This window comes from Pseudomonas fluorescens group sp. PF-1 (genome assembly GCF_054481335.1).
The window spans coordinates 2,921,339-2,940,901 of record NZ_JBTMNG010000001.1; the positions used below are offsets into that span (position 1 = coordinate 2,921,339).

At 59.6% G+C, this 19,563-nt stretch carries 19 protein-coding genes, 1 tRNA gene and 3 pseudogenes; 13 read left to right on the forward strand and 10 right to left on the reverse strand.

Translation table 11 applies throughout. The annotated features are described in order from the left end of the window. Positions 1–223 precede the first annotated feature (223 nt). The 3 genes and pseudogenes from ACX3YD_RS14060 to ACX3YD_RS14070 all read left to right on the forward strand — a co-directional run. Positions 224–931, forward strand: coding sequence for a phosphoribosyltransferase (locus tag ACX3YD_RS14060; RefSeq protein ID WP_458960301.1), 708 nt, complete (start codon positions 224–226; stop codon positions 929–931). Continuing rightward, on the forward strand, positions 924–1,592 hold the full coding sequence (locus ACX3YD_RS14065; protein WP_458960302.1) for a dienelactone hydrolase family protein: 669 nt from the start codon (positions 924–926) through the stop codon (positions 1,590–1,592). Before ACX3YD_RS14060 ends, ACX3YD_RS14065 begins: the two co-directional genes overlap by 8 nt. A gap of 107 nt (positions 1,593–1,699) precedes the next feature. Continuing rightward, a pseudogene (locus ACX3YD_RS14070) lies at positions 1,700–1,843 on the forward strand (hypothetical protein); the annotation flags it as partial. 39 nt (positions 1,844–1,882) lie between these two features. On the opposite strand, the gene ACX3YD_RS14075 reads toward ACX3YD_RS14070, so the two are convergent. Together ACX3YD_RS14075 and ACX3YD_RS14080 are read right to left on the reverse strand one after the other, a co-directional pair. Next, the gene (locus ACX3YD_RS14075; RefSeq protein ID WP_458960303.1) at positions 1,883–2,446 is read right to left on the reverse strand and encodes a GNAT family N-acetyltransferase; all 564 of its coding nucleotides are present in this window, start codon (positions 2,444–2,446) and stop codon (positions 1,883–1,885) included. 194 nt (positions 2,447–2,640) lie between these two features. Continuing rightward, positions 2,641–3,567 (reverse strand): universal stress protein, encoded by a 927-nt coding sequence (locus ACX3YD_RS14080; RefSeq protein WP_458960304.1) that lies wholly within the window; start codon positions 3,565–3,567, stop codon positions 2,641–2,643. A 287-nt stretch (positions 3,568–3,854) separates the two neighbouring features. Between ACX3YD_RS14080 and ACX3YD_RS14085 the strand changes: the two genes are divergently transcribed. Beyond that, positions 3,855–4,778, forward strand: coding sequence for a universal stress protein (locus tag ACX3YD_RS14085; protein WP_458960305.1), 924 nt, complete (start codon positions 3,855–3,857; stop codon positions 4,776–4,778). Between the two features lie 43 nt (positions 4,779–4,821). Then, the gene (locus tag ACX3YD_RS14090) at positions 4,822–5,706 is read left to right on the forward strand and encodes a universal stress protein (protein ID WP_103404661.1); all 885 of its coding nucleotides are present in this window, start codon (positions 4,822–4,824) and stop codon (positions 5,704–5,706) included. A 22-nt stretch (positions 5,707–5,728) separates the two neighbouring features. Here ACX3YD_RS14090 and ftsH read toward each other — a convergent pair whose 3' ends face one another. Further along, positions 5,729–7,570 carry an ATP-dependent zinc metalloprotease FtsH gene (gene ftsH, locus ACX3YD_RS14095; protein WP_103404660.1) on the reverse strand — a complete coding sequence of 614 codons (1,842 nt, stop codon included), beginning with the start codon at positions 7,568–7,570 and terminating at the stop codon, positions 5,729–5,731. Between the two features lie 21 nt (positions 7,571–7,591). Continuing rightward, a complete protein-coding gene (locus ACX3YD_RS14100; RefSeq protein WP_103404659.1) occupies positions 7,592–8,239 on the reverse strand; it encodes a BON domain-containing protein in 648 nt (215 codons plus the stop codon). 236 nt (positions 8,240–8,475) lie between these two features. Here ACX3YD_RS14100 and ACX3YD_RS14105 point away from each other — a divergent pair, with 236 nt between their 5' ends. From ACX3YD_RS14105 to ACX3YD_RS14135, 7 genes are all read left to right on the forward strand, one after another. Beyond that, a complete protein-coding gene (locus ACX3YD_RS14105; RefSeq protein WP_103404719.1) occupies positions 8,476–8,730 on the forward strand; it encodes an Lpp/OprI family alanine-zipper lipoprotein in 255 nt (84 codons plus the stop codon). Between the two features lie 76 nt (positions 8,731–8,806). Next, positions 8,807–9,727 (forward strand): universal stress protein, encoded by a 921-nt coding sequence (locus ACX3YD_RS14110; RefSeq protein WP_458960306.1) that lies wholly within the window; start codon positions 8,807–8,809, stop codon positions 9,725–9,727. 97 nt (positions 9,728–9,824) lie between these two features. Further along, the gene (locus ACX3YD_RS14115; protein ID WP_458960307.1) at positions 9,825–11,198 is read left to right on the forward strand and encodes an MBL fold metallo-hydrolase RNA specificity domain-containing protein; all 1,374 of its coding nucleotides are present in this window, start codon (positions 9,825–9,827) and stop codon (positions 11,196–11,198) included. Positions 11,199–11,220: 22 nt separating this feature from the next. Then, positions 11,221–11,940 (forward strand): ABC transporter ATP-binding protein, encoded by a 720-nt coding sequence (locus ACX3YD_RS14120; protein WP_103404656.1) that lies wholly within the window; start codon positions 11,221–11,223, stop codon positions 11,938–11,940. Further along, a complete protein-coding gene (locus ACX3YD_RS14125; protein WP_103404655.1) occupies positions 11,937–12,824 on the forward strand; it encodes an efflux RND transporter periplasmic adaptor subunit in 888 nt (295 codons plus the stop codon). Before ACX3YD_RS14120 ends, ACX3YD_RS14125 begins: the two co-directional genes overlap by 4 nt. Before the next feature lie 47 nt (positions 12,825–12,871). Continuing rightward, positions 12,872–14,311: an efflux transporter outer membrane subunit gene (locus ACX3YD_RS14130; protein ID WP_458960308.1), complete on the forward strand. Its 1,440-nt coding sequence runs from the start codon at positions 12,872–12,874 to the stop codon at positions 14,309–14,311. Beyond that, on the forward strand, positions 14,308–15,450 hold the full coding sequence (locus ACX3YD_RS14135; protein WP_458960309.1) for an ABC transporter permease: 1,143 nt from the start codon (positions 14,308–14,310) through the stop codon (positions 15,448–15,450). Before ACX3YD_RS14130 ends, ACX3YD_RS14135 begins: the two co-directional genes overlap by 4 nt. Before the next feature lie 102 nt (positions 15,451–15,552). Here ACX3YD_RS14135 and ACX3YD_RS14140 read toward each other — a convergent pair whose 3' ends face one another. After that, positions 15,553–16,095, reverse strand: a complete 543-nt coding sequence (locus tag ACX3YD_RS14140; protein ID WP_103404652.1) for an Hsp20/alpha crystallin family protein — start codon at positions 16,093–16,095, stop codon at positions 15,553–15,555. A 616-nt stretch (positions 16,096–16,711) separates the two neighbouring features. Between ACX3YD_RS14140 and ACX3YD_RS14145 the strand changes: the two genes are divergently transcribed. Next, a tRNA-Leu gene (locus ACX3YD_RS14145) sits at positions 16,712–16,798 on the forward strand. A 359-nt stretch (positions 16,799–17,157) separates the two neighbouring features. Here the strand turns inward: ACX3YD_RS14145 and ACX3YD_RS14150 are convergent. The 5 genes and pseudogenes from ACX3YD_RS14150 to ACX3YD_RS14170 all read right to left on the reverse strand — a co-directional run. Beyond that, on the reverse strand, positions 17,158–17,616 hold the full coding sequence (locus ACX3YD_RS14150) for a glycine zipper 2TM domain-containing protein (protein WP_103404650.1): 459 nt from the start codon (positions 17,614–17,616) through the stop codon (positions 17,158–17,160). A gap of 15 nt (positions 17,617–17,631) precedes the next feature. Further along, on the reverse strand, positions 17,632–18,048 hold the full coding sequence (locus ACX3YD_RS14155) for a hypothetical protein (protein WP_103404649.1): 417 nt from the start codon (positions 18,046–18,048) through the stop codon (positions 17,632–17,634). Between the two features lie 63 nt (positions 18,049–18,111). Continuing rightward, on the reverse strand, positions 18,112–18,789 hold the full coding sequence (locus tag ACX3YD_RS14160) for a DUF3313 domain-containing protein (RefSeq protein ID WP_103404648.1): 678 nt from the start codon (positions 18,787–18,789) through the stop codon (positions 18,112–18,114). Positions 18,790–18,834: 45 nt separating this feature from the next. Then, a pseudogene (locus ACX3YD_RS14165) lies at positions 18,835–19,125 on the reverse strand (outer membrane protein transport protein); the annotation flags it as partial. A gap of 58 nt (positions 19,126–19,183) precedes the next feature. Further along, a pseudogene (locus ACX3YD_RS14170) lies at positions 19,184–19,384 on the reverse strand (arylsulfatase); the annotation flags it as partial. Between the last annotated feature and the right edge of the window lie 179 nt (positions 19,385–19,563).

Genomic DNA, 19,563 nt, shown 5'->3' on the forward strand with positions numbered 1-19,563 from the left:
ATCAAGTGCGCTGACATGACGCTCGATGCCAATGCGTGAATACGCGTTTTTGCGCGGGGATTTGATATTGATCAACGCCATGACGACCTCAACGGAGGAACCTGATTCAACGCGGGTGCCTTAGCCGGCGTCTGCGAAGCGCGAGCTGAATGACCGCATCATTCAACACGCCACCAACCTGGCGTAACGTCACCCCAGGCCTCACCGTCGGTGGAGGTTTTCCATGACTCAAAGTCCCTCATTGCAAACCACCTTGCAGGACCGCGTCGAAGCCGGTCAACGTCTGGTGGAACCGTTGCTCAAATACGCGCAGCGACCCGATGTCATCGTTCTGGCCTTGCCCCGGGGCGGCGTGCCGGTCGCCTATCAAGTGGTCAAGGCCCTGGACGTGCGCCTGGACCTGATGCTGGTGCGCAAGCTGGGCGTGCCATCGAACCCGGAGTTCGCCATGGGCGCCATTGCCAGTGGCGGTATCCAGATTCGCAATGAAGACGCGCTGCGGGCTCACCCGATTTCCCCGGCCGCATTCGAGGCCGTGGTGGCGCGCGAAACACAGGAATTGCAGCGGCGCGAGCAACTGTACCGGGGCGCCCGGCCACCCTTGCAGCTCAAGGGGCAGGTGGTGATTCTGATCGATGACGGCCTGGCGACGGGCGCCTCGATGATGGCGGCTATCCGCGCGGTGCGCCTGCAAGCGCCTACTCGCATCGTCGTTGCCGTACCGGTTGCACCACTGGAAACGGTGGAGGCGCTGAGCTTCGAAGTCGATGAGGTGATCTGTCCGCTCATGCCTGAATGGATGATGTCGATCGGATATTGGTACTTGAGCTTCCCCCAGACTTCGGACGATGAAGTCATTGATCTGTTGCAGCGGGCATGGCAGCGGGAAGCCACCAGTGACGCCTCTGCTCGGGAGCCTTTCGATGACTGAGACTCGATCCCGCCAGATGGACTTGCAAGACGTTGAGCTATCGGCAGATTTGCGTCTGCCGCTGCAGGCTGACGGTCTGGTGATCTTCGTTCATGGCAGCGGCAGCGGCCGTTTGAGCCCGCGTAACCAGTTTGTCGCCGAATCGCTGGCCCGGCGGGGGCTGGGGTCGCTGTTGTTCGACCTGCTGACAGAGCCGGAGCAACGCCTGGATAACCTCACCGGCGAGCTGCGGTTCGATATCGACTTGCTGGCCAGGCGGCTGGTGGAGGTGATCGACTGGGTGGGCCGGGACGCGGATTTACGCTCGCTGCGCATCGGTCTGTTCGGTGCCAGCACCGGTGCGGCTGCGGCGCTGTTGGCCGCTGCGACGCGCGCGGACGTGGTGCATGCGGTGGTCAGCCGGGGAGGGCGAACCGACCTGGCGGGACCGGCACTGGCGCAAGTCCGGGCGCCGACCTTGCAGATCGTCGGCGCACGGGACCCGGTGGTGCTCGAATTGAATGAGCGAAGCCGCCATGCCTTGCGCTGCGAGCAGCGTCTGGACGTGGTGGCGGGCGCTACGCATCTGTTCGAAGAGCCCGGAACCCTCGAGGAAGTCGCCCGACTGGCGGGCGACTGGTTTGAAACGCATCTGCAAGGTGGCCACCAGTCGGCACGATGAGCCTTGATCCGCTCAGACGCCAATCCCTCCCGGATCCGCGCTTGCCATCATGCAGCGCGGGCATTAAGAGCGTTGACCTTTGAGATGGCGCAACGCATCTGCGGCAGATGCACGGTGTCGAGGGCGCGGCACGGGTGTCTTTCACTGGTAGCAAGGCGCATGACACTGCGATTCGGCAGCGGGCCCAGAAGCAAGGCCTCAAACTCAATGAATATGGTGTGTTCAAGGCCAGGGCGTGTGTGCCCAGCGCCACCGAGGAGGAATCCCGAGCCATCAGGGGGCGTGGACGATTACAGGTACAGCAGGTGAACGACTTTGCTGGTCTCGAAGGGATCGTTGCGCGTCTCGAAACCCAGGGATGTGGCCAGGGCGCGCATGGGCGCGTTGCTGGATTCGTCGACCGCGTAAATGTGGTGGAAAGCATTCTTGCGCGCGGCCGTGATCAAATGCTCCATCAGCAGCGTACCCAACCCCAGTTGCTTCCATTCTTCGGCGACTGTCACGGTACATTCACATTTGTGCTCACCCGTGGCGCCATAGCGGCTCACGCCGATCTCGATCAGTCGGCCATCCTCGTGGGCCAGTGCGATGTACGCCATGCGCTGTTTATTTTCTTTGTCCACCCAAGGGCCGGGCATGGCTTTTTGCGGTTCGTTGGCCCGCGCGAGAAAGCGCATGTGCCGGGACTCGGGGGACAGGCGTTTGATGAAGGCGTATTCACGCTCGCGGTCTTTATCCGTCAATTGCCGGATCAATACATGACGACCATCCCGGAGTGCTTCGATCCAGTATTGGCCAGTGACTTTGGCATAGGCTTCAGCGGACCGAAAATCATGATTCTTGACAGTGAACATCGGACGATCCTCCCGCCGGTATCAAAGGTTGGCGCGCAGTGATGAACCACATGGTTCACTTCTTTTTACAGCGTCGGCGGTTGTCGAACATGATCTGGATCAGCACTGGACACCGCCAGCAGGCTGCCTGGACCGGTGGCCGTTTTGCCTGCTTGTGGCCACCAGCAACGTGAGCAGCCTGATCACGGCTTTAATCATTCAGCCAGTACTTGCGGCGAAACCACCCAGACGCTGCAAGGCATTTTGTACAGCAGATGTTCCACCGTACTGCCCACCAGACGGCTCATGCCTCGATGACCGACACGGCCCATGACGATCACGTCAATGTCATAGGCATCGGCGTAGCTGGCCAGGACCTTGGCCGGGTCACCCATGATCATGTGCTGGCGTTCCGGCGCAATGCCGTTGCGTTCGGCCAGTTCGTGGAAGGCATCGGCCTGAGCATCGAACAGGGTCTTGGCTTTGCTCGAGGAGAAAAACGTTGTGGCGTTATCGAAGCCGAATTCGTCGGCGCTGATGGAGGAAAGGTCGTGTGCATAGATCACGTCGAGCTCGGCGTTACAGGTAGTCGCCAGTTTTAACGCCTCGTGCAGAATCCGGTCATTGAAATTTTTGTACTCGCCATCGCGGTGGAAAGGATCGACGGCGGCGACGATGCGGCGCGGCAAGTCATGCTGTACCTGGCTGACAAAGTGCAATGGCACCGGACATTCACGCAGAAGATGGATGTCCAGGGGGGTGAACATCAGGCGTGACAGCAGTGTTTCGTGTTCCAGTGCCTTGATCAGCAAGGCCATCGGCTGCTCTTTGATATGAATGAGGATTTCCTGCAAGGGTCTTTCCACCCAGACCACTTCGGTGGTGACGGGTATGCCGATTGTGCGTAACGGACGGGCCTGAGCCTCCAGCCATTGGCGATGGCGCTCGACATAGTCGATCCGCATCTGCTCGCGCGCCTCGTCATTGACCACGCCAGCACTCGCCAGGCCCTCCAGGTAATCGAATGCGACGATGTGCAGTGCTGCCCCCGAAGCCTTGGCCAGCGCGGCGGCCCGGTCGAAAGCCGGTGTGTTTTCCATCTGGTGCGAAACGACCAGCATGAAACGTGGTTGATCAGGCATGGCACCTCTCCCGTTGATAATGGTTTGGACGCTAATGCGCAGTGGCGTGATGCACCCGCTCGGTGAACCCAGCCTTTATCCTGCGTCGGTCTCTGGAACGGGGCTTGATCTTTGTCAATCAGAGGTGGCAAGGACAACGGTGCCCGACATGCGGTGAGCGTGATGTGGCTGGCCGTTTGCTCAACTGACCTGAGCTCAACGAGAACTGACAAAGATCAAGTCGACGGAACGTGGTGCGTTCATTCTGTAGGCCTGTTCCATGCCATTTCCGTGTGCCGAGGTGCCCCATGTCGCAACACCAGCGCTTACTGTTGATTGCCCCCACCACCATGACCCGTACGCCCGCATTCGACCGGGCTGGCGCATTGGCCCATGCCCTGCAATTGCCCCTGCACATTGTGGCGTTTGATTATGTCCAGGCCCTGGCGGTCGCCGGTTTTTTTGCCCCCGAGCAAATCAGCCAGGCCATTGATGGCTACCTGAAAACCCATCGGCAATGGCTTGCCGAACAAGCCGAGTCCTTGAGCAAAGTCGGCGTTGAGGTCACGAGCGAAGTGGTGTGGGTCCAGCACCCTTACGAGGAGATTGTGCAGTTCGTCAATGAAATGCCGGTGGCGATGATCATCAAGGATGCGCAGGAAGAACCTGCCTTGAAACGCGTGTTCTTCGTGCCACTGGATTGGCAGCTGTTACGCGACTGTCCGGTGCCGGTGCATCTGGTGACCCATCCGCTCAACGCGCGCCCGCGCAATGTGTTGGCGATCATCGATGTGCTGCGCGGTGAAGATCAGGATCATGTGTTCAACGACCAGATCATCGACGCCGCCGTGAAGTTGGCCGAGGTGTGCAATGCCCGGCTGGAGCTGTTGCATGTGTTTGACTGGACATCCTTGTACACCCAGGACATGGGCTTTGGCGCATTGCCGCTGGCCACCGGCATTTATGAAGCGTTGGGATCGGTTCAGCACGAGGCGTTTGCGGCGATTGCCGAACGCCATGGCGTGCCACCTGAATGTCGCCACTTCATGGAGGGCGTACCAGTGCCGAGCATTTGTGGCTTCGCAGTCGAGCACCACACGGATGTCATTGTCATGGGCACGGTTCAGAACAAAGGATTGGAAAAGTTGCTGGGGGCCACGGCCGAGCAATTGTTGCATCGGGCGCCCTGCGATGTGTTGGCGATCAAGCCAGACCGGATGTTGCAGTCCTGAGCGGGGCGCTGCAATCGAACACTCACCTGATTAGAGGCAGATCATGAGCCAGTACCAAAAGCTGTTATTGATCATCAACCCGGCCTTGCGTCATTCCCCGGCGATCAATCATGCGGCCGCGCTGGCCAAGGCCAGCGGCGCCAGTTTGCATATCGCGGGTTTGATTGGGCCGCTGGACCTTTTGTCCTTTCTTGAACAGGGTGACCGGGAAACGGCGCGGGAAGCCTACCTGCAGGATCACCGCGACTGGGTCAAGGCGCAAACCGACAATTTGCGTACCCGGGGACTCGAGGTGACGATCGAGGTGGCCTGGGCCGATGACCTGCGCGAAGACATCCTGGCGCATGTCGCGGAAATGCAGCCCGACCTGTTGATCAAGGAGGTTCAGCATGAGTCCTTGCTCAAGCGCGCCTTTTTCACCCCCCTGGACTGGTACTTGCTGCGGCACTGTCCGATACCGGTGTACCTGGTGGGCGCCAGCAGCTTCGTCTTGCCGCGCAAGATTGTCGCGGCGGTGGAGGTGTCAGACAAGGAATCGCCGGACAACGAACTCAATGAGCGAATCATTCAGCAAGCGACTTCCCTGGCCATGCAATGTGGTGCCGACCTGCATCTGCTTTTCGCCTGCGACATTTCGGCGGGTTATCTGGCAGACATGGACGGCCTGGCGCTCGCTGATCTCACCAGGGAGTTGCGCAAGGATCTCGAGAAAAACTTCCTCAGGTTGGCGGGCCAGTACGGGGTGGCCGCCGATCATCGACACTTCGTCATGGGTCACCCCGTCTCGGCACTGAGCGAGTTTGCCAACGAGCAGAACGTCGACGTGATCGTGATGGGAAAAGTCCAGTCCGGTGGCGTGGACAAGCTTCTGGGCAGTACGACCGAACACATTCTTTATCAGGTCCCTTGCTGCGTCATGGCGGTCTAGAAGCGTTGAAGGGTGACAGGCCTCAGGATGAGGACACTGTCACCCGTACGGAGGCCGGAGCGGTTTTTAGCGGCAGGAGCGCGGGAAACTCTTCGGGCGTCAGGGTTTCCTTTTCCAGCAGCAGACGCGCACCGGCGTCCAGATCGGCACGACGACTCTCAAGCAAGGCCTTGGCCCGTCCATAGGCTTCATCGATCAGGGCGCGAATACCCAGGTCCACCTCCCTGGCCGTTTGTTCCGAGTAATCTTTCTCGCCCATGCCCTGCATGCGCTCGCCCAGGTACGTCGCGCTCTGGCGTTCCAGTACCGATTGACCGAGCTCGGGGCTCATGCCGAACCGGGTGATCAATTGCCGGGCGATATCCGTCGCGCGGGCCAGGTCATCGGCCGCGCCGGTGGAAATCTGGCCATAGGCAAGGAATTCGGCCGCACGCCCGGCCATCAGGACCACGATCCGGTCCTTGAGCATCTGGCAACTGATGAGGAAGTGATCTTCGGTCGGCCGCTGCAATGTATAGCCCAGCGAACCGATGGCGCGCGGCACGATCGACACCTTGTGCACCGGGTCCATCGCCGGCAGGCTGCTGGCCGCCAGGGCATGCCCCATCTCGTGATAGGCCACCACCTGGCGCTCTTCGGGGCGCAGCACACTGCTCTTGCGCTCAACCCCGGCGACAATGCGCTCCACGGCGGCGGTGAAATCGTCGAGGCTGACCGCGTCGGCGCCACGGCGGGTGGCCACAATGGCCGCTTCGTTGACCAGGTTGGCCAAGTCGGCACCGGTGAATCCCGTGGTGATGTCGGCGATTCGCTCTTCATTGAGGCCGGGTGCCACGGTGATCTTTTGCAGGTGGACCTTGAGGATCGCCTGGCGGCCCTTGCGGTCAGGGCGATCGACCAGAATCTGCCGGTCGATGCGACCGGCCCTGAGCAGGGCAGGGTCCAGTACCTCCGGCCGGTTGGTCGCGGCCAGCAGCACCACGCCTTCACGCGGGTCGAAACCGTCCAGTTCGGCCAGCAACTGATTGAGGGTCTGCTCCTTTTCATCATTGCCGCCGAACGCGCCGACGCCGCGCATTTTGCCCAGGGCGTCGAGTTCGTCGATGAAAATGATGCAGGGCGCGGCCTGCCGCGCTTGCTCGAACAAATCGTGCACGCGGGCGGCACCGACGCCGACGAACATCTCGACAAACTCCGAACCGGAGATCGAGAAAAACGGTACGCCGGCTTCACCGGCGATGGCCTTGGCGACCAGGGTCTTGCCGGTGCCCGGCGGGCCGACCAGCAACGTGCCCTTGGGAATATGGGCGCCCAGGCGTCCATATTTCTCCTTGTCCTTGAGGAACGACACAATCTCCACCAGTTCGGCCTTGGCTTCATCGATGCCGGCCACGTCGGCGAAGGTGATCCCGGTGTCGCGCTGGACGAACACCTTGGCCCGGGACTTGCCGATGCTCATCAGCCCGCCCATGCCTTGTTTTTCCGCCAGCCCGCGAAACAGGAAGTGCCAGAGCACCATGATCAGGACAAAGGGCAGAACCCAGCCCAGCAGGCTGGCGAGGAAGGTGTTTTCGTTGACCCCGGTGAACCCGACGCCTGACTGGGCAAGGTCGGTGGCCAGTGTCGGGTCGACACGCACGGTCGAGAATTGGTTGTGCCCGTCAATCGGCTCCTGGAGTTTGCCATTGATCTGGTCTTTCTCGATCTGCAAGTCGCTGACTTTCTGCTCGCTGAGCAATTGCAGAAACTGGCTGTACGGAATGCTCTGCACCGCTCGCCGTTCGATAAACAGCATTTGCACCGTGCTGAGCACGACAAACGCGATCAGGAAGTAGGACAGGTTCCACTGGTGATTTTTTTTCATGAACTTGGCTCGCACATGGGCTCAGGCAATCAGCAATTGATCGTCCACCTGGCTGACGCCTGGTACCGCCCAGGCAGCCCGTTCGGCGATCTGACGCTCGCGCCAGAAATGCACCCGGCCTTCGAGTTTCACCAGGCCGCCTTCGACCTTGACGCGTATCGCCTTGGCGTCGACTTCGGCATTGCGTTTGAGGGCTTCTTCGATGCTGTGCTGGATATCGACGACCTCTACCCGTGGACGAAGGGTGAGGCGGTTGTCCACGCCCACCACACCGGACAATTTGCGCACCGCACGCTCTGCGGTCTCTTTCTGGTATTGCCAGTGCACCTGGCCTTCGAGGGTAATCCAGCCTTTTTGCACGATGACCTTGATGTCGCCCTCTGGAATATCGGAGCTCCAGGTGATGATGTTCAAGGCGCGGTTCGCGATGGTGTCATCCGCCGTACCAGCGCCTTTTTCCAGCCGGACCTGGATTTCTTCGGCCACGGCGCGCACGCCTTTTATGGCCTTGACCGCGTGTTCGGCACTGACTTTCTGCGCGTAGCTACTGACATGGCCGGAGAGGGTGACAATGCCGTTTTCGACGCCCACGCCAATGTGGGCGGCGTCGATGTGGGGCTGGAACTCAAGCTCTTCCAGAATGGTTTTACGTAGGCTCAAGTCACTCATGATCGTGTCCTGTGTCGGATATACGGGATGACGGAGGGTCACATGAACCCGGTCTGTTTTTTTTACGCCTGATCGACACAAACACCTTGAGCTAAATCAACAAGGCTTCAGTGAGTGCTGTGCAGACCGCCAGTCAGCGATCTGTTGACAAAAATCAGATTGCGCAGGCGTTGACACCCGAATACTGGGTCCAGTTGTGCGAGATTTTTCAGATGCATTCAACCGAGGGAATCACCATGAACAAGTATGTGTCCGTTGCTTTGCTGAGTGTTTTGTTGGCCACGACGGCCGGGTGCAGTAACAAGCACGCCAAGGAAATCGACGCCCGGCTGGAGTCCGCCGAAAACAATGCCGCCTCCGCACGGCTCAGGGCCGATGAGGCCTACAACAAGGCCGAACAGGCAGCGCAAGCCGCCAGTCAGGCGCAACGCACGGCTGATGAGGCGAATACGCGCGCCAGCCGGATGCTGGAAAAGGCGACGCGCAAGTGATGTGTGATTGCCCGAAGGACCGACAGGACGTCGGATGAGCATTACGCCGGTATACAGGGTCAGGGCGAGGTCTGTGATGGTGAAACTTAAACGTATCCTGTTGATAGCGCCCTCCGAGAGGGTTCGCACCCCGGCGTTTGATCGGGCCCATGCCCTGGCCAGTGCAACCGGGGCGTTGCTGCACATCGTTGCATTCGACTATATCCAGTCGCTGGCAGTGGCCGGGCTGTTTGACCATGACGCCATGGCCCAGGCACGGGAAGGCTACTTGCAGGTGCATCGCCAGTGGCTGGAGCAGCAAGCCAGGTTCCACCGCTGCGTCGGGCTGCCGGTGACCACCGAGGTGGTCTGGGCGAGGAACAGCCTGGCGCATGTGCTCGCGTATGTGAATGACTTCCATCCGGATCTGGTGATCAAGGACACCCAGCATGTCCCGGCCCTCGACCGCGCGTTTCACCGTCCCCTGGACTGGCTGCTGCTGCGCGACTGTCCGGCGCACTTGCACCTGGTGACCAGTGCGAAAAACCCGAAACCGTTGAAGATCCTCGCCGCCGTCGATCTGTCGCACCTGGAGGAAATGACCCAGGGCCTGAATGACCGGATCCTTGATTTTGCAGCGACGCTCTCGGCCTCCTGTGGCGCCGCTTTACACCTGCTCAACGTCAACAGTTGGTCGGTGACGGGCGACTCGGTGGCGAGCCTGCCGACCCCCGCGCTGGATGCCAGTTTGCGAGACGCAATCAACGATGCGCAGCAAGAGGCGTTCGATGAACTGGCCGAGCGCTACGGGATTGAACAAAAACGGCGGCATCTGGAGGCGGGAATCCCTCATCGGGTGATTACGCGGGTCGCCCGAGAGCACGCCTTCGACATCGTGGTGCTCGGCACGGCCTACACCCATGGGATCGACCGGTTCATCGGCAGCACCGCCGAAAGCGTGTTGAACAAGGCCCCGTGCAGCCTGGTGGTCGTCAAACCATTGCCCTGGCTCGACTGACGCGTCCGTTGTCGCGGCGATCGTTGATAAAAATCAACTGCACATGGGACGAAAAGAGCGATCACTAGCGCTCCCATGTACCTTCAAGGAGACGGCCATGCGCATGACATTTCTTGGCGCGGCGGGCACGGTTACCGGCAGCAAGTACTTGCTGGAGCATCGTGACCAGCATGTTCTGATCGATTGCGGCTTGTTCCAGGGCTACAAGCAATTGCGCCTGCACAACTGGGAAGCGTTCCAGTTGCCCGTCCACGACCTCGATGCCATCGTCCTGACCCACGCTCATCTCGATCACAGCGGCTACCTGCCGGTGCTGGTGCGCAATGGCTATCGCGGCCCGGTCTACGCCACGCCCGCGACTTGCGAACTGGTGAAGATTCTGCTGCTCGACAGTGGCCGCTTGCAGGAAGAGGAAGCCGAGTTTGCCAATCGGCACGGGTTCTCCAAGCACACGCCGGCGTTGCCGCTCTACACCGAAGAGGATGCACAACGGGCCTTGAGACTTTTGCGGCCGATCGAACTGCACCACCGGGTGGAAATTGTTCCCGGCATGAGCCTTTTTATGCGCTGCGCCGGGCATATCCTGGGCGCCGCCACCGTGGAGATTGTGGCTGATGGCACCACGCTGGTGTGCTCCGGTGACCTGGGACGGCCGAACGATCCCTTGATGTACGCCCCGGAACTCATCGAACAGACCGACTATTTGTTGGTGGAATCGACCTACGGCGATCGCAAGCACCCGGACGAGGACCCTGAAGCACAGTTGGCGGACGTCATCACCCGCACCGCGTTGCGCCATGGCATCACTCTGGTGCCATCGTTTGCCGTCGGACGCGCGCAGTTGTTGATGTATCACCTGTACCGGTTGATGCAGAAACGCGCCATCCCGAACTTGCCGATCTACCTGAACAGCCCCATGGCGACCGATGTCACGCTGCTGTACCAACGGTTTCGCAGCGAGCACCGGCTGTCACTGGAGGAGTGCGAAGGCATGTGCCATGTGGCGCAGTTCGTACGCACCACCAAGGACTCCATCGAACTGGACCAGCGCAACACCCCGGCAGTGATAATCGCCGCCAGTGGCATGGCCACGGGAGGACGGGTGATTCACCACCTCAAGACCCTGGCCCCCAACCCGGTCAACACCTTGCTGGTCCCGGGCTTCCAGGCCGGTGGTACCCGAGGCGCGCAGATTGTCGCGGGGGCGCCTTCGGTGCGGATCCATGGCAAGGATGTACCGATCCGGGCCGAGGTGGTCCCGATGCAAACCTTGTCCGCCCATGCGGACGCCGACGAAATCATGCAATGGCTGCGCGGGTTCAAGCGACCGCCCAAACACACCTATGTCGTGCACGGAGAGCCTAACGCTTCGGATGTGCTGCGCCGACGCATCAGCCTGGAACTGGGTTGGTCGGTCTCGGTGCCGGAATATCGCGACAGCGTCGACTTGACCCGCATCGACCCGCCTTGACATCCGGCAGAGAGGAGCACGCATGAGCAACGCCGCAGTCGCCACGGCCCATCATCCGGCAATCGTTTCCAGCGGGCTGAGCAAGTGGTTTGGTGAAGGGAATGCGCGGATGAAGGCGGTGGATGAGGTGGCGCTGGTCGCGCAGTTTGGCGAAATGGTGTTCATTGTCGGGCCTTCGGGCAGTGGCAAGACCACGCTGCTGAGCATGATTTCCGGCATATTGCGGCCCGACGCCGGGACGGTCACGATCAATGGTCAGGACATCTGGAGCCTGAGCAGTGATCGACTGGCCGAGCTGCGCCTCAACAACATCGGGTTCGTGTTTCAGGACTACCACCTCTTCACGCGGTTGACCGCTGCGGAGAATGTCGCCATTCCCCTGATTCTCCAGCACCACGACTGGGACGATGCAATCGCGCAGGCCAGGCAAAGCCTGGAAGTGGTCGGGCTCAAGGATCGGGGGGACATTCTGCCGGTCAAGCTTTCCGGTGGTGAGCAACAACGCGTGGCCATTGCCCGGGCGATCGTGAGCAGGCCGCAGATCCTGATTCTGGATGAGCCCACGGCGTCCCTCGACGGTGATACCGGGAAAATGATCATTGCCTTCGTCAAGGAGCGGATCCTCAACCAGCAGTGTTGCATCTTGATCGTCACCCACGATGCGCGGATCAACGAGTACGCCGATCGGATCATTTACATGGAAGACGGCCGAATCACCGAGCCCCAGCGGACTTCGTCGTGAACAAGCCCATGCTGTTCACGCTGGCGATTTTGGGTGTCCTTGGCGGATTGATCGCGGCCTACCTGCTCGGACGTACTCCTCAGACACTGCCACCGGCCTTTGCCCCGGCGAGCAGTACCTACGACACCGCCATCTATGCCAACGGCATTATCGAAAGTGAGCAGTCCAGCGGCAGCAACATCGTGATTTACCCGCAGGTGGCCGGGCCCGTCACGCAAGTACTGGTGCATGAGGGGCAAGCGGTGACCCGCGGCCTGCCGTTGGTGACCCTGGACGATGCCTTGCCCAAGGCTAACTTCGAGCTGGCGCAGGCCACGTTGAACACCGCTCGGGACCAGTACAACAAACGGCTGGTCTCCTATGGCATCGATCCGAAGTCCATCAGCAAGGACACCCTGGACACGGCCAGGGACATCGCCAGCCAGGCACAGGCGGCGCTGAAGGCATCGGCGGTGGCGTTGGCGCAATACGTGATCAGGGCACCGACCGATGGCGTGGTGTTGGCGATCAACAGCACCGTCGGCAGCTATGTGTCGCCCCAAGGGGCCTACGATGTGTACACGCAGGGCTTCAGCCCGCTCATTGTCATGAGTGCCGACCAGAGCCATCTGGCGGTGCGCTGTTACGTCGACGAGATCCTGATTGCCCGTTTGCCTGCTCCCGAGCACATGCGGGCGCAGATGCTGATCCATGGCACGGATATCAAAGTGCCGCTGGAGTTCGTTCGGGTGCAGCCCTATGTGTCGCCGAAAATCGAGTTGTCCAATCAGCGCCAGGAGAAGGTCGACCTGAGGGTGCTGGCGGTGGTTTTTCGCTTTGAGAAAAAAGATCTGCCGATGGTTTACCCAGGGCAGTTGGTGGACGTCTTCATAGGTCAGAAATGATGGACAGGCCAGGCCGGTTGGGCCGTACAGGGAACGGTTGCCTCGTCTTGAGCCTGCTGATGATGAGCAGTGCCTGCATGGTCGGGCCTGATTTTTCGCGCCCGGCAGCCCCCGCGCAGGAGGCTTACCTGCCCGAGCCCGCGCCGGCTGCGGTGGTGGCTGAGGGGCAGGCCCAGCGCTTTGTGCCCGGGGGCGAGGTGGCACCGGACTGGTGGCGGTTCTTTCAATCGGCACCGCTGGACACACTGGTGCGCCAGGCGATCTCCCACAACTTGACCTTGCAGGCGGCAGAAGCCCGTTTGCGCCAGAGCCAGGACACGCTCATGGCCGGCTATGGGGTGTTCTACCCGCAGCTGGATGCCCACTTCGGCGCGAGTCGCGAGCGCAGTTCCCTTGTTCAGCAGGGGCTGTCCACCAACGGCGCAATCTTCAATGTCCTGACCCTCAGCGGGACGATCAGCTACACCTTCGATGTCTTTGGCGGCGAACGGCGAGCGATCGAGGGCCTGCAAGCCCAGGTGGAGAATCAGACCTGGCTGACGCAGGCGGCTTACCTGACCTTGACGGCCAACGTCGTCAACACCGCGATCGCCCGTGCTGCCTACGTCGCGCAAATCGATGCCACGCAACAGCTGATTGAACTGCAACGCCAGCAGCTGCAATCCACCCAGGCACAGGTGCGCAGCGGTACCGCGCCTTATTCGTCGACCTTGAGTCTGCAAAGCCTGATTGCCACCAACGAGGCGTTGTTGCCGGCGCTGCAGCAGAAAGTCAGCCAGGCCGAACATCTGCTGGCCACGCTCGAAGGGGTGATGCCTGCGGACGCCAGGCTCCCCGACATCCGCTTGACGGGCCTGTCGCTGCCGGAGAACCTGCCCGTCAGCCTGCCCTCGGTACTGGTCCGCCAGCGGCCGGATATCCTTTCCGCAGAAGCGCAGTTGCACCAGGCCAGCGCCGATATCGGGGTGGCGACGGCGGCGATGTTTCCCAGTTTCAGTCTCACGGGCACCTACGGAACCGCCGGGTCTTCCACCGGATCTTTGTTCGGCAGTGCCGGACGATTCTGGAGTGTCGGGCCGTCGATCGACATCCCGGTGTTCGAGGGCGGTCGCCTGTGGTACGGCCGCCAGGCTGCGATCGATGCCTATCAGCAAGCGTCGGCGAACTATCGGCAAGTGGTGCTGGTGTCTTTCGCCCAGGTGGCCGATGTTCTCAAGGCGCTGGAGTACGATGCGCAAGTCCTGCAAAAACAGGCCGAGGCGCAAGTCGCTGCCCAAGCGGCCTTGAGGCTGTTGCAAGCCAACTATCGTTCGGGCCTGGTGACGTATCTGGAGCTGTTGGTGGCCGATGTGCAGTTGCATCAGGTCAACATCGCTTACTTGCAGGCACTGGCCCAACGGCATCAGGACACCGTCGCGCTGTTCGTGGCGCTGGGCGGCGGCTGGTGGAACCGAGCCGATGCCGGCGCTGGCAGGCTTGCGCCATGAAATACAACGGCATCCTGCGCATCGGCTACAAACTGCTGGTCAATGATCGGGCCAAATTCTCCGCGTTGCTGGTGGGTATCACTTTTTCGGTGTTCCTGATGATGCAGATGACGGCGATGTTTGCCGGCATCCTGAACAGGGCTTACTCGACGGTGACCAACATCGGCGCACCGATGTGGATCATCGATCCGGCGGTGAACACGCCGACCAGTGTCATCCCTCTGCCGGATTACCTGCTCGATGCGGTGCGCAGCATGAAGCAGGTTGAATACGCCGTGCCGATATTCATCGGAAGTGCGCAGGTGCGCTTGTCCAACGGCAATTACCAGGGGGTCAGCGTGATCGGACTGGACGACACCAGTCTGTATGGCCGTCCGGCGCTGGAGGAGGGCGTTATCGAGGACATCTACGCGGAGAACGCCTTCATCATGGTCCACGATGCCGAGTTTTCGAAACTGGGGAACCCGAAGATCGGCACCTCCTTTGAACTCAACGACCACCGCGGCACCATTGTTGGCATTGCCAAGGTCCTGGTCGGCGGCTTGACCGGCGTGCCGACGCTTTACACCACTTACCGGCGCGCCACCGAGTACATCCCGACCACTCGCTTCAAGGTGTCTTACATCTTGCTCAAGCCCAGGAATAAACAAGCCGAGGGCGCGATCAAGCAACAAGTAGCGCAATTGGGTTATGTCGCCCTGACCAAGCAGGAATTCAACCAGCGCATCGCCAATTACTACATTTATCAAACCGGGGTGGGCACCAACATCCTGATGATGACGATCATCAGTTTTCTGGTCGGCCTGTCGATTTCCGGCCAGACGTTTTACACCTTCATTCTGGAAAACCTGGACAAGTTCGCCGCCCTCAAGGCCATTGGGGCCAAGAGTCGGGAGCTGGTCTACATGATCCTGTTCATGGCAACGTTTACGGCCATGACCGGTTACGGGCTGGGCATCGGCCTGGTGACCCTGATGATCGCCATTGCGCGGACCTACCTGCCCAACTATGCCGCCATCATCACGTTCTGGAATCTTGGCCTGGCGTTTGGGCTGGTGCTGTTGATTGCTGGTTTTTCCAGTTACCTGGGGATCCGCAAAGTCCTGAGGATCGAGCCGTTCGATATTTTCAGGGGGTGATGCGGGGCTGGGCCAAAGGTTAAAACCATCGGTCTTCACACCGATCCACGAGGCAAAAAAACCCTTGCCGGTTTCCCGGCAAGGGGCGCAGCCGCCTGGGATTTACTCGCCTTTGACTGGCACGACTTTATCCGCTTTCATGGCTTCGGGCTTTTTCGGCAACGAGATGCTCAGCACGCCTTTGCTGAAACTCGCTTCGATCTTGTCGGCATCGACCCCTTTGGGCAGGTTGAACATCCGCTCGAAGGCGCCATAGTGACGCTCGCTAAGGTGGTAACCCTTCCTTTTTTCTTCCTTGTCTTCTTTCTTTTCGCCTTTGATGATCAGATTGCCGTTCGACAGTTTGATCTCAATGTTCTTCTGATCCATGCCGGGTAACTCGGCGGTGATTTCGAAGCTTTTTTCTTTTTCGCTGATGTCCACGGCCGGCATGCCGTGTCCTGTCAGCTCACGCTTCCAGAAGGGTTCGACATCGAACAGCCCGCGACCGAATGGCGACAGGCTCGAACCGCGATTGAAGTCGTCGAACAGGTGATCGACCTGTTGCCGCAGTTTTTCCAGCGGTCGCCAAAGGTCTGTCGCCACGGGGTGCTGACTGGCCTTTTCGTCAGGATGCTCCGGCATCTTTTTCACGGAATTGCTCATTTTTCGTGACTCCTATGGTGAAGGGCAGGCTGGGAATGCCAGTCCACCCAGATCAAACGGGTAGTCAAAAATGTTGCCGTCTCGGGCTTTTCGGGTGCGTTTTCATGGGCAGCCTTCAAGAAACGGGCGTTTGCGCAGACACCGATTCAGGGGGCGAGTGCTGACTTTAATTTCTGCGTAAACGCGCAAAGCGTGTTTGATTTAGATCAGGAGGAGGGCAAACACTACTGCTGTCCGATAAACGCCATCACCGAGAGGGTCCAAGGCCCCGGGAATGAGACCAGCCCGTGATTTTCGACGGGCTCATCCCTTGAATATCAGTGGCTTGCGCAACTCATGTCGTGCTAGCCTCCTGATCTGCCTGACTTTTTCAGTAGACAAGACATTCGTCTGGGCCGGACGATTCCGACTTTGGCCGCCAAAGTTAAACAAGTTCCGTAGATCCATGATTTACGGAGCTTTTTTATTCGCGCTGGCTTGAAAGATTTAGTCTGCAAAAGTACATTTGCGAACTTGCTTCACCAGGACGGGATGTATATATTCCCTCCTCTGCTGCACAAGGGTCAGCACTGCCAGATCGTAGTGGGCAGGGTTCAGACCGCTTTACCGCGCTACCGCCCGAATGGCGAAACTGGTAGACGCATGGGACTTAAAATCCCCCGCTCGTAAGGGCGTGCCGGTTCGATTCCGGCTTCGGGCACCATGAATATCAAGGGCTTGCATGACATATCTCATGCAAGCCCTTAGTTCTTTTTTCCGCAATCAAAAAATCTTTTCCGCAATTCGTGACCGTCAGTCACTTCGTAGGGGTTACCTTCATGCCCTTTCGCATTCGGATGTACTGTTCTGTCATCCCGACGGTTGTGTGTCCCTATGGGTCCCGAGCTTCGCGGATGCTCCCTGTTGACGCCTCTTTGTCCGTTGCCGTTTTTGCTCGTCAGTCCCGCATCTGAAATTGTGCATTCGGGATCCCGGCTGCCTCTCTGGCGTCATCGAATCTTTTCCTTAGCACGCTCCTCGTCATCGGCTGTCCAGAATCGATTACCACCATCAGGATGCGCCTCAACCGCCTTGCGGTACTACTCGAGCCTCATTACCTGAGCCCTGAATATATACATTCATGCCCTTGCTCAGGGATGGATTGATCGGCTGAGTCACCGACACCAGCACACCGTTTCGTACCCGCACGATCACCTGCTGCGCTTCTACCGGCTGGTCGTACTTTTTCTTCTCTGCGTAGTTACCGCCGACGGCCCCCGCAAGCGCACCGGCGACCATGGCGACATCGCGCCCGGTACCACGACCGATCAGGCTGCCGATACCCAAGCCGCCAAGGCCGCCAAGTACGGCTCCGACGCCGCTGTCGTGATTAGTCTGCATTTGCGTCAGTGATATTTGCTCGATCTTGCCCGCGCGAATCTGGCTTTCACCGGCGCCGCCATCGTTGGCTCCCACGGCGGAGCAGGCACTGATCACCACAGCCATCGACACAAGCGTCAGCCAGGACAGGATTGTTTTCATTTTGGTACACCTCTTTTACTGATAACGGATGGCAATGCCTTTGAGCTTGCGGCCCTGAATCGTTTCGATATTGCGACTCCACAGCGGGCCTGTCACATAAGTGGCGACGGGTTGGATATGGTCATACACAACGACCACTGCGTCGGCGCCGAGCGTGGCGGCCTGTTCGCGCAGTTTCTGTTCGACCTGCGTGATGGGAGGCGCCGGGTCGACGCTGGCATCGATCAGGATTTCACCCAGCTGCACATTGGGCCGGGTGGGTTCTACCCGTAATACCTGGACCTGGCTGGCCAACGTTGGCGCCGGGTGTTCCACCCCGACGTAAGCGGTCGTCTGGGCGTCGACCGTTGCGCACGCACTCAATGCGAGCACGCTCGCCAGGAGCGCAGCGTCCAGCAAGGGCCGGAGTAATTTCGATGAATAAACCTGCATGTCGGATGTCCTGTGCTTGAGGATTATTCAATCGCCAGCGGGTGCCGGCGACTGAAGGGCGGCTCAGCTACGGATGAACGCCCAGATATCGGCGTTGAGTTTTTCAATCGCTGCCTTGAAGTCGTTAGTGGTGATCTTCTGGCTGGCGTTGGACAACTGGCTGCCGAACAGCTTGCGCACCACCTTAACCACGGGCTGATTGGTTTTTGCGTCGATGAGCTCGGCCTCGATGAACAGGTTGGTGTCCTGATCCCGGTGACCGGTCGCGGCCTGAGTTGCCCCAACGACTGCCGCGACGGGCACGACTTCATACCACTTCATGCCTTCGTTGGAGGCGTTCACACCGGTGATGGCCGAGCGCAGGATCAGGGTTCTTGAGGCGGCCGGTGCTGCGGACGGGCTGGATACAATCCGGTATTTCTGGCCCAGCACGCCTTTGGCTTTGGTGGTCATGTAGTTTTGAAGGTCATCGAGCGTCTGTTGGTTGACCCGCTCATTGGGCTGGGGCGCTGGATACAGTTGCAGCTTGTTGAAGGCCACCGTGTCATACGCATTGGCGTTCCACGAAGGACTCACCCAGCGCATTGCCGTACCGCCGCTTGGCGTGCTCACTTCCTGCAGATTGTTGTAATCGGACAGGAAGCCGGAGTACTGCGTTGTCTCGGTGACTTTCGAGGTACAGCCACCGAGCAGCAGGCCGGTCAGCGCGACGCCGACCAGCATTTTTCGGGACAGGTTCATAGTGTTGTGTGCTCCTTGGATCAAGTCGTGTTTGTTCAAAGGCAATCAGAAACGCCAGGTCATGTTTCCGGTCACCGCTTGAATCCAGGCACTGTCGAATTGACCGGAAATTCGATCACCTGACAGGGTTTTGCTCTGATCCACCGGCATGTCGCCCAGCCACACCAAGGCCCAGCTGACGTTGATGTCGGTGTCCTCGTTCAGCGCATAGGTGGCTCCTGTCGCAATGCGCCAGGATTCGGCCATCGGCACGGTGACCGTGCGATTGCTGTCCGAAACGGCACTGCTGTCGTACGCCATGCCGACGTTCCACAACAGCTGTTGGGTGGCGCCAAAGCCCCAATCGTTGTCTCTGTACTTGAACTGGCCGTCGCTGCGGTCGGTCAGGCCGAAGGGCGAGTTGGTCGAGGTTAGGTGTGCGCCCGGCCATCATGCCCTGGTTATAGACACCGATATTGGACCAGCCAATATCGTCACCCATGATGACCACAATGTTGGGCGCCGATTTATCGGCGGCTTGTGCCATGACGGGTAGAGCCATAGCAGTCAGCAGTATCGGCGGAGCAAACAACGAGGGAAATGGTGTCCGGTTCATCTCGAGATCCTTTGCCGTGGTGCGAGCGCTGTGAGAGAAGCCTCACGGCTGCTCCTGAAAATTGGATCCCCCGCGAGGAGATTAGGTAGCAATGCCGAAACTTCCAGAAAATTTTTACGCTGGCGGGCTGTTTTGTCTGGATGTGTACAAGTTTTTTATCGATTGAATGGCGATAGACA